This window comes from Streptomyces aureus, assembly GCF_001418135.1.
GTDB classification, from domain to species: domain Bacteria; phylum Actinomycetota; class Actinomycetes; order Streptomycetales; family Streptomycetaceae; genus Streptomyces; species Streptomyces aureus_A.
On the sequence record NZ_LIPQ01000507.1, the window covers coordinates 1 to 9111 of the forward strand.

11 protein-coding genes and 1 pseudogene are annotated in these 9111 nt (G+C 72.4%); 7 read left to right on the forward strand and 5 right to left on the reverse strand.

The window, feature by feature from the left end:
• Positions 1 to 45: 45 nt before the first annotated feature.
• Complete coding sequence (recQ, locus tag AOK00_RS32455; protein WP_055603747.1) at positions 46 to 2112, reverse strand: DNA helicase RecQ; 2067 nt, start codon at positions 2110 to 2112, stop codon at positions 46 to 48.
• A 211-nt stretch (positions 2113 to 2323) separates the two neighbouring features.
• Here recQ and AOK00_RS32460 point away from each other — a divergent pair, with 211 nt between their 5' ends.
• Entirely contained in the window at positions 2324 to 2575 is a 252-nt protein-coding gene (locus tag AOK00_RS32460) for an EF-hand domain-containing protein (protein WP_055603748.1), read from the forward strand.
• A 78-nt stretch (positions 2576 to 2653) separates the two neighbouring features.
• Here the strand turns inward: AOK00_RS32460 and AOK00_RS32465 are convergent, their stop codons facing one another.
• Positions 2654 to 2947: a hypothetical protein gene (locus tag AOK00_RS32465; protein ID WP_055603749.1), complete on the reverse strand. Its 294-nt coding sequence runs from the start codon at positions 2945 to 2947 to the stop codon at positions 2654 to 2656.
• A gap of 207 nt (positions 2948 to 3154) precedes the next feature.
• Between AOK00_RS32465 and AOK00_RS32470 the strand changes: the two genes are divergently transcribed.
• A complete protein-coding gene (locus AOK00_RS32470) occupies positions 3155 to 3883 on the forward strand; it encodes a YoaK family protein (RefSeq protein ID WP_055603750.1) in 729 nt (242 codons plus the stop codon).
• On the opposite strand, the gene AOK00_RS32475 is transcribed toward AOK00_RS32470, so the two are convergent.
• Entirely contained in the window at positions 3873 to 4427 is a 555-nt protein-coding gene (locus tag AOK00_RS32475; protein ID WP_055603751.1) for a carboxymuconolactone decarboxylase family protein, read from the reverse strand. The genes AOK00_RS32470 and AOK00_RS32475 overlap by 11 nt on opposite strands.
• A 111-nt stretch (positions 4428 to 4538) precedes the next feature.
• Between AOK00_RS32475 and AOK00_RS32480 the strand changes: the two genes are divergently transcribed.
• Positions 4539 to 5462, forward strand: coding sequence for a pirin family protein (locus tag AOK00_RS32480; RefSeq protein WP_055603752.1), 924 nt, complete (start codon positions 4539 to 4541; stop codon positions 5460 to 5462).
• A 111-nt stretch (positions 5463 to 5573) separates the two neighbouring features.
• Positions 5574 to 5918, forward strand: coding sequence for a GNAT family N-acetyltransferase (locus AOK00_RS32485; RefSeq protein ID WP_055603753.1), 345 nt, complete (start codon positions 5574 to 5576; stop codon positions 5916 to 5918).
• 108 nt (positions 5919 to 6026) lie between these two features.
• Here the strand turns inward: AOK00_RS32485 and AOK00_RS32490 are convergent, their stop codons facing one another.
• Positions 6027 to 6824 carry a VOC family protein gene (locus AOK00_RS32490; protein ID WP_055603754.1) on the reverse strand — a complete coding sequence of 266 codons (798 nt, stop codon included), beginning with the start codon at positions 6822 to 6824 and terminating at the stop codon, positions 6027 to 6029.
• Positions 6825 to 6999: 175 nt separating this feature from the next.
• On the opposite strand from AOK00_RS32490, the gene AOK00_RS32495 reads away from it, so the two are divergent.
• From AOK00_RS32495 to AOK00_RS32505, 3 genes are all read left to right on the forward strand, one after another.
• Positions 7000 to 7356, forward strand: coding sequence for an ArsR/SmtB family transcription factor (locus AOK00_RS32495; protein WP_055603755.1), 357 nt, complete (start codon positions 7000 to 7002; stop codon positions 7354 to 7356).
• Positions 7357 to 7400: 44 nt separating this feature from the next.
• Entirely contained in the window at positions 7401 to 7817 is a 417-nt protein-coding gene (locus tag AOK00_RS32500; protein ID WP_055603756.1) for an SRPBCC family protein, read from the forward strand.
• A gap of 339 nt (positions 7818 to 8156) precedes the next feature.
• A complete protein-coding gene (locus AOK00_RS32505; RefSeq protein ID WP_437441460.1) occupies positions 8157 to 8450 on the forward strand; it encodes a hypothetical protein in 294 nt (97 codons plus the stop codon).
• A 308-nt stretch (positions 8451 to 8758) separates the two neighbouring features.
• On the opposite strand, the pseudogene AOK00_RS32510 reads toward AOK00_RS32505, so the two are convergent.
• Positions 8759 to 9111 (reverse strand): annotated as a pseudogene (locus AOK00_RS32510) (SAM-dependent methyltransferase); the annotation flags it as partial.

The following is a 9111-nucleotide window of genomic DNA, read 5'->3' on the forward strand; positions in this document are numbered from 1 at the left end:
GTGCGGGAGTGGGGGGGTAGGTGGGCGGGAGCCGTCACCGGCGACCTAGCGCCAGTCGTCGTAGGGCGGAGGCGGCTCCTCCGTCCCGTCCATGTCGTAGGGCGGCTCCTCGTCGTACGGATCCCCGTGCTCCGGCGCGGAAGGCGCGGGAGCGGACCGCTCGGACCGTGCGACGGGGACGGCCGGGGCGGCCGCGCCGACGGGCGCGGCGGCGGGAGCCGCACCGGACACCGTCCCCGATCCGGCGGCCGCGGCGTCCGCGACGCTCTCCGCCAGCGCCTCCAGCAGCCCCTCGGCGTACTTCGCCAGCTTGGCCTCGCCGACACCGCCGATGGTGCCGAGCTCCGCGACCGTCGCGGGGAGCTGCGTCGCGATCTCCCGCAGCGTGGCGTCGTGGAAGACGACGTACGCCGGGACGCCCTGCTCCCGTGCCGTCGCGGCCCGCCAGGCGCGCAGTGCCTCGAAGACCGGCACCGCGGCCGCCGGAAGGTCGACCGGCACCCGGGCGCCCTTCCCGGAGCGTCCGCCGGACTCCTTGCGGGAGGCGGCGGCCGGGGCCTTCTCCTTGCGCATGGTGACGGTGCGGCGCCCACCGAGCACCTCACCGCTCTCCTCCGTGAGCACGAGCGTGCCGTAGTCACCCTCCACCGCGAGGAGCCCCAGCGCGAGGAGCTGCCGCACGACCCCGCGCCACTCGGCGGTGCCCAGGTCCGAGCCGACGCCGAACACGGAGAGGCCGTCGTGGTCGAACTGGATGACCTTGGCCGTCTTCTTGCCCTGGAGGATGTCGATGATCTGTCCGGCGCCGAACTTCTGGCGCCGTTCCTTGGCCAGCCGCCACACGGTGGACAGCAGCTTCTGCGCGGCGACGGTGCCGTCCCAGGACTCGGCCGGGGTCAGGCAGGTGTCGCAGTTGCCGCAGGGCCGACCGGACTGGCCGAAGTAGGCGAGGAGGCGCACGCGGCGGCAGTCGACCGTCTCGCAGAGCGCGAGCATGGCCTCCAGGTGCATGGCGAGGGCGCGCCGGTGCTGCTCGTCGCCCTCGGATCCGTCGATCATCTTGCGCTGCTGGACGACGTCCTGGAGGCCGTACGCCAGCCAGGCGGTGGCGGGCTCGCCGTCGCGCCCGGCGCGGCCGGTCTCCTGGTAGTAGCCCTCGACGGACTTGGGCAGGTCGAGGTGGGCCACGAAGCGCACGTCGGGCTTGTCGATGCCCATGCCGAAGGCGATGGTCGCCACCACGACGACTCCGTCCTCCCGGAGGAAGCGGGCCTGGTTCGCCGCGCGCGCACGGGCGTCCATTCCGGCGTGGTAGGGGACGGCGTCGATGCCGTTCTCCACGAGGAGGGCGGCGGTCTTCTCCACCGAGGCGCGGGACAGGCAGTAGACGACTCCGGCGTCCCCGTCGTGCTCGGTCCTGATCAGTTCGAGCAGCTGCTTGTGCGGGCTGTTCTTCGGGACGATGCGGTACTGGATGTTCGGCCGGTCGAAGCCGGCGACGAAGTGCCGGGCGTCCTCCAGACCGAGCCGCGCGGCGATCTCCTTGTGGGTGGCCTCGGTGGCCGTGGCGGTCAGCGCGATCCGCGGCACCTTGGGCCAGCGCTCGTGGAGCATGGACAGCGCGAGGTAGTCGGGCCGGAAGTCGTGGCCCCACTGGGCGACACAGTGCGCCTCGTCGATGGCGAAGAGGGACACCTTGCCCCGGTCGAGGAGCCGCTGGGTGCCCTCGGTGCGGAGACGCTCGGGAGCCAGGTAGAGCAGATCGAGCTCGTCGGCGAGGAAGGCCTGCTCGACGGCCTGCCGCTCGTACGGATCCTGGGTCGAATTCAGGAATCCGGCCCGCACCCCGAGGGCCCTGAGCGCGTCCACCTGGTCCTGCATGAGGGCGATCAGTGGCGAGATCACGACGCCGGTGCCGTCTCTGACCAGGGCGGGGATCTGGTAGCAGAGCGACTTCCCGCCGCCGGTCGGCATCAGCACGAGGGCGTCGCCCCCGTCGACGACCTGCTCGATGATCTCCTGCTGCTCGCCTCGGAAGGAGCTGTAACCGAAGACGCGGTGGAGCACCCGCGCTGCCTCGGAGATCACGGCGGAACCGTCGGAAAGGACCATTCACCCACCCTATCGGCCGCCACGGACACCCCGGACGCACCGCGGAAACCTGTGGACAACCTCTCGCCACCGCCCTCGCGCACCCGCCCGCACCACGCGACTAGGCTCGACGACGAGCCCCAGGCAACGCGAGGGGCGAACCCTGCGTCCTTCTGCACAGGGACGCATCGGCCGATGCACCGGTCACGGCCACAGGGAAGCAGGACACATCATGAGCGACAAGGCCCGTACCCTCTTCGACGCGCTCGACCTCGACCATGACGGCAGCCTGACGCGCATCGAGGTCATCAACGCGCTGCGGGCCAAGGGCCCGACCCTCGCCGCGCAGGGCGTGATACCGGCGTGGGGCGTGGGGAACGACGACGACGCCTCGGCCCTGTTCGACCAGGCCGACCAGAACGGCGACCGCGTCCTGTCGTTCGAGGAGTTCGCCACGCTGGTCGACCGCCGCTTCGGCTGGTGACACCAGACCGCACCCGCGCAACAGAAGACCGGCACCGCGCTGTCCGCGCGATGCCGGTTCGTCCGTCCGCAGGACCGGTCAGGAGACCTCGGGCAGCAGCCCGGTGGCCGGCGCGGCCAGGTCGGTGAGCTGGTGGAGCTGGTTCACCTGGTGCACCTGGCTGAGCCCGCCGAGCTGACCCGCGATGCCGGGGAACTGCGCCTTGGACTCCTCGGGGATCCCGGTCGTGGCGAGCGCGTCGAGCTCGCTGACCGGGTTGATCGGCGGGCCGAGCGGGCTGGTGGTGGCGACGGCCTGGGCCGCGGACGCGCCGAGGCACGAGAAGGCGGCGGCGACGGCGAGAACTGAGGAAATGCGTCGTGTAGAGATCACACCCTCACAACGCCCCGTCCCCGCCGACGGACACGGCCGCACGTTTCCCACACCGCCCGAAAGCACCACCGACGGGATGCGGGCCGCGACAGGGTACGCGGACCGCTCCGGCGTGGCGACGCACGCGATCGGGAGCGAACCGGTGTACGCCACAGGAGGGCCTCGGAACCCGGCCGCGGTCCCCGTCGCGGAAGGAGTGCCCGAGGGATGCGCAAGCTGCTGGTCGACGTCGCTCACACGCTGGTGCCGCCCAGGGGGGACCGGCACGGGCCGCTGCCGCCGCTCATGCTGACGCTGACCGTGGTCACCGGACTCGTGGACGCGGTGAGTTATCTGGGGCTCGGGCAGGTCTTCGTGGCCAACATGACCGGCAACGTGGCGCTCCTTGGCTTCGCCCTCGCGGGAGCCGAGGGCCTGTCCGTGCCCGCCACGCTCGTGTCCCTGGTCTCGTTCCTCGTCGGCGCGGTGGCCGGTGGCCGGTTCGGCACGCGGTTCGCCGCGCACCGCGGGCGACTGCTCGCCTCGGCGCTCGCCCTGCAGGCGGTGCTCGTCGCGGCGGCGCTCGCCACCGCCCTCGTGGCGCGCGACGGTGTGGGCACGCCGGGCCGGTACACCCTGATCGTCGCCCTCGGCCTCGCCATGGGAACGCAGACCGCGGTGGCCCGGCGCATCGGTGTGCCGGACCTGACCACGACCGTGCTGACCCAGACGCTGACCGGACTGGCCTCGGACTCCGCCCCCGCCGGCGGCGCCGGCCCCCGGCCCGGTCGGCGGATCCTGTCCGTCCTCGCGCTGGTCCTCGGCGCCCTCGCCGGTGCCCTGCTCCTCGACGCCGGGCTCGCGGTCGTCCTGGGCGTGGTTCTCGCCCTGCTGGTGGTGGCCGCCGTCGTCACGAGACGCCTGGCGGCCACCGACGCGGCGTGGGTCAGGCCGTAGCGTCGACCGGGAGCGGGGCGGAGACGGGGACCGCGGCGGGGGCCGCGTCGCGTACCGGATGACGGCTCAGGATCGACACTCGGTTGAACGCGTTGATGGTGATCGCCACCCAGATCACCGCCGAGATCTCCTCGTCGTTCAGGACCGCGCGCGCCGCACCGTACGCCCGGTCCTGCGCGAGGCCGTCCGCCGGGGCGGTCGTGGCCTCCGCCAGGGCGAGGGCCGCGCGCTCCCGTTCGGTGAAGAGCTCGGTGTCCCGCCAGGCGGGGAGCACGCCGAGGCGCCGGGTCGTCTCGCCGGCCCGGAGCGCGGCCCTGGTGTGGACGTCGAGGCAGTAGGCGCAGCCGTTGATCTGCGACACCCGGAGGTTGACCAGCTCGACCAGGATCCGGTCGAGCCCCGCCTCGGCGGCGGTCGCGCGGACGGCGTCGGCGGTGTGGACCAGCGCCCGGTAGGCCGCGGGGCTCTGCTTGTCGAGGTAGACGCGTCGGCGGTCCGTCATGCCGTTCACGTCGCTCACGTCGTTGTTCGCGTCGTTCACCATGCGCTCCTTCGAGGAATCCGTGCGCGTCACGGGTTCTGGGGCTATGATCATCCATAGTTGTTGAAAGCGAAACTATATCGTGGAACGAGAACGGACGGAGAGGGGTCGGGCATGAGCGACACGGAGGTCGAGATTCTCTCCGCGCGGGACGTCCCGCTGGGCGGGCCGCGCGCCATGACCGTACGGCGCACCCTGCCCCAGCGGTCCCGGACACTGATCGGCGCCTGGTGCTTCGCCGACCACTACGGCCCCGACCGGGTCGCCGAGTCCGGCGGCATGGACGTCGCCCCCCACCCGCACACCGGCCTGCAGACGGTGAGCTGGCTCTTCAGCGGGGAGATCGAGCACCGCGACAGCCTGGGCAGCCACGCGTTCGTACGGCCCGGGGAACTGAACCTCATGACCGGCGGCCACGGCATCAGCCACACCGAGGTCTCCACCCCCGGCACCACGGTCCTGCACGGGGTGCAGCTGTGGGTGGCGCTGCCCGACGAACACCGCCACGCCGACCGCGACTTCCAGCACCACGCCCCGAAGCCGGTACGGCTCGACGGCGCCGAACTCCGGGTGTTCCTCGGCTCGCTCGCCGGCGAGACCTCCCCCGTACGCACCTTCACCCCGCTCCTCGGCGCCGAGCTCCTCCTCGACCCCGGAGCCACGGTCGTCCTTCCCGTCGACCCGGCCCACGAGCACGGCCTGCTCGTCGACGAAGGAGACGTCCGGTTCGCCGGAACGCTCCTCCGCCCCGCCGAACTCGGTTACGTCGACACCGGACACGAGGCCCTGACCCTGACGAACGAGTCCGACCACCCCGCGCGGGCGGTCCTCATCGGCGGTACGCCGTTCGGTGAGGAGATCGTCATGTGGTGGAACTTCATCGGCCGCAGCAACCAGGACATCGTCGAGGCAAGGGAGGAGTGGGAGCGCGCCTCCGACCGCTTCGGACACGTCGACGGCTACCCCGGCGACCGCCTCCCCGCCCCGGCCCTGCCGAACGCCGCCCTCACTCCCCGCGGAAACCCGCCCCGCGCCTGAGCCACGCACCACCGCACCTCACAGAACCCACAGACCTCACGGACTCCACGGACTCCACGGACTCCACGGACCCCACGGACCGTACGCACCCTTCGACCCGAAAGGCACGTCATGAGCGAGCAGGCAGCAACCACCCCCGTCGTCCGCCGCGTCGACCCCCGCCACCGCTACGAGATCCTGGTCGACGACCAGCGCGCCGGCCTCACGGCGTACCGCGACCGCGACGACCGGCGCGTCTTCTTCCACACCGAGATCGACGACGCCTACGCGGGCCGGGGCCTCGCCTCGATCCTGGTCGAGGAGGCCCTGACCGACGTGCGTGCCGCCGGGATGCGGATCGTGCCGGTCTGCCCGTACGTGGCCAAGTTCCTCAAGAAGCACGAGGAGTTCGCCGACATCACCGACCCGGTGACGCCGGAGGTACTGCGGTGGCTGGACGGCCAGTTGGCCCGCTGAGCCCGCGGCCCCGGCCCAGTCCCACTGCCCGTCCGGCTCCTCCGGGCTCTCCGGCCCTGCCCGGCCTCTCCGGCCCTTCCCGGCCTCTCCGACCCCCGCCTCCGCCGTTCAGCCGGCGGGCGGGGCCAGGACGACGAAGTCGGCGTTCGACGGGTCGAGGCAGACGGCGAGCCGTCCGACGCCCTCCGCGTCGTCCGGCCCCATCTGCACGTTGCCGCCGCTCGCGGTGACCCTGGCGACCGCGGCGTCGCAGTCGGTGACGGCGAAGACGGGGTGCCAGTACGGCCGTCCGTGCGCGAGGGCGAGGTCCGCCTCACTCACCTGCATGAGGCCGCCGTGCATGCGCTCCTCGGGCAGTCCGGCGGGGGTGATGACCGTGTACGTGCCCTCCCCGCCGGGCATCGGCATGTCGCTGTACTGCCAGCCGAAGACACTGCCGTAGAACTGCTTCGCCGCCGCGGCGTCGCTCGTGTACAGCTCGGTCCAGGACAGCGAGCCCGGCGTGTCGACCTGCTCGACACCCTTGTTCGAACCCGGCTGCCAGACGGCGAACTGACCGCCCAGCGGGTCGCTGTACTGCGCCATCCGACCCCACTCGTCGAGGTCCATCGGCGCGACGCGCACGGTGCCGCCGGCCTCCTCCACGGCCCGGGTCGTGGCGTCCGCGTCCGCGACGCTGTAGTAGATCATCCAGGCCGAACGCGCGCCCTTCTCGGTGAGCTTGCCGAGTCCGGCGACGATCTTCCCGTCGTTCCGGAACATCCCGCCCTCCATGTCCTCCCCCTCCCCCATGGACTCGTAGTCCCACCCGAGCACACCGCCGTAGAAGGCCGCGGCGGCCGGGACGTCGGGGGCGCCGAGGTCGAGCCAGCAGGGGGAGCCGGGGACGAAGTCGGTGGTGATCATGGCGAAGGCCTTTCACGGTTCCGGGTACGCCGGGTACGCCCTCAGCCTTGCACCGGACACGACCCCTCGCGCGTCGGCGGACACACGTCGGCGGCACCTTCTCCGCTCCCTCCAGCCCCTCTCGACATGTCGGAAGAAGTTGACACGTCGGAGATCTCCGACGCATCCTGTCGGCATGCCGACCGTCGACGTCTACAGCGCGCTGGCCAATCCGGTCCGGCGCAAACTGCTCGAAGGGCTGATCGATGGACCACGCCCGGCCGGGGAGCTGGCCGGGGAGTTCTCCCTCAGCCGCCCGGCCGTCTCCGAGCACCTCGCCGTACTGAAGAGGGCCGGGCTGGTGCACGAGGAGCCCCGCGGGCGCCATCGCTACTACCACCTGCGCCCGGGGCCGCTCGCCGAAGTGGGCGACTGGCTCCACCCGTTCGAGCACTACTGGCGCGCCCGCATGGGCGCCCTGCGCGACGTACTCGACGAGATCAGCGACAGCGACAGCGACAGCGACAGCGACAGCGACAGCGACAAAGGCTGACAGCGGCGAGAGCTGACAGCGACAAGAACCGAGGACGAATCTCCATGACCGCCGAACTCCGGACCATCCACGGCGACCAGTTCATCGCCCACCCGCCCAAGGCCGTCTGGCGGGCGCTCACCGACCCCGACCTGCACGCGCGCTGGTGGGCCGCCGGGGACGTCCGCGCCGAGGTGGGGCACCGGTTCACCCTGGACATGGGGCAGTGGGGCCACCAGGAGTGCGAGGTGCTCGCCGTGGAGCCGGAGCGGCTCCTCAGCTACAGCTTCGCGCCCGGAACCCTCGACACCACCGTCACCTGGCGGCTCGAGGCCGAAGGGACCGGTACGCGGCTCTTCCTCGACCACGCCGGGTTCGACCTCGACTCGCCGCTCGGCCGGGCCGCTTTCGAGGGAATGGGGCGCGGCTGGCCGGGCCTGCTGGGGCGGATCGAGCCCGCGCTGGACGCCGCCACGCGGTAGACCGGCCGACGGACCCCACCGCCGGAACGCCGCGACGGCCGCGGGGGCCGGTCGGCCGCCCGGCCTCGAAGCGACACCGGTACGGGGGTGCCGGGCCGGGGACTTCCGCGGTCCGTCGCCCGCCGGTCCGCCCGTGACACCCGGCCCGGCGCGCCTGCGGGCCGGCGCCTCCACCCCCACGGAACCCGCTCCCCGGGACCGGCGGCCGGTGCTCGGCCCGGCCCGCCGAGTGGTCACGGCGGAGGGGAAGGAGGACGCTGGAACTGAGCGCGTCCGGGTGTCGAGGGCGTAGCCGGCGCGCACGCCCACCCGGTCGGGAGAGGCAGCGACATCATGCGCATGCTCCTGAAGGTACAGATGGACACCCCGGCCTCGAACGAGGCCATCCGAGCAGGCATGCTGCGGACGATCATGGAGGAGGCCCTCCGGGACATCCGTCCCGAAGCGGCCTACTTCACGGTCGAGAGCGGCTGCCGAACGGCGTACCTGTTCTTCGACCTGGCCGATCCGTCGCAGTTGCCGAAGATCTCGGAGCCCTTCTTCCTCAAGCTCAACGCCAAGGTCCACTACTCGCCGGTCATGAACTCCGAAGACCTGGCCAAGGGCCTGGACGCGATCACCCCCGGCGGGTGAGCACCCCGGCCGGCCGCGCGGCGGCCACGACTCCCCCGGTGCGGGCAGGGCGTCACCGGCGGGCCGGCCGGCGGCTCACCGAACCCGGAAGGTGATCCGCAGCGACCACGGGCCGGCTGCCCCGCCGTCCGCGGCACCGTTTTCGGGGCGGGGGCGGGCCCCTCGCCACGACCGACGGCGCGGGCCAGGGCCTCGACCCCACGGCGTCGGCCGCGACCGTCGTGACCCAAGTGCCGCCCCCACAGCTGGTGTTCACCACCGAGAACACAGCCGACGCGCACCCCACCGCGGCCGCGGCGGACCGACGGTTACAGCCTCTCCCCCGGCTTCCGGCCCCAGGCCGTGAGCATGCCTGCCGAGAGCGCGGCGCATTCGTCTGATCCCAGGTACCGGATCGCCGCGTCGACGGCCGCGTCGTCGACCAGACCGGTCGCCAGCATCGGCGCCCTGCTGCGCTCCCACGTGTCCGCCCAGAAACGGCTGATCGGGCTCCCCGCCAGCAGCGGCGGCACATGGATCTCGGCGGCGACGGGCACGAGGCCCGCGCCACGGAGCAGCTGCGGGTACGAGGGCACCCAGGAGACGTCGGTGCCGATGGTCTCCCCCAGTGCCTGCCACATCGCCCGCATCACCATGGTGTACGGAGTACCGGGCGCCCGGT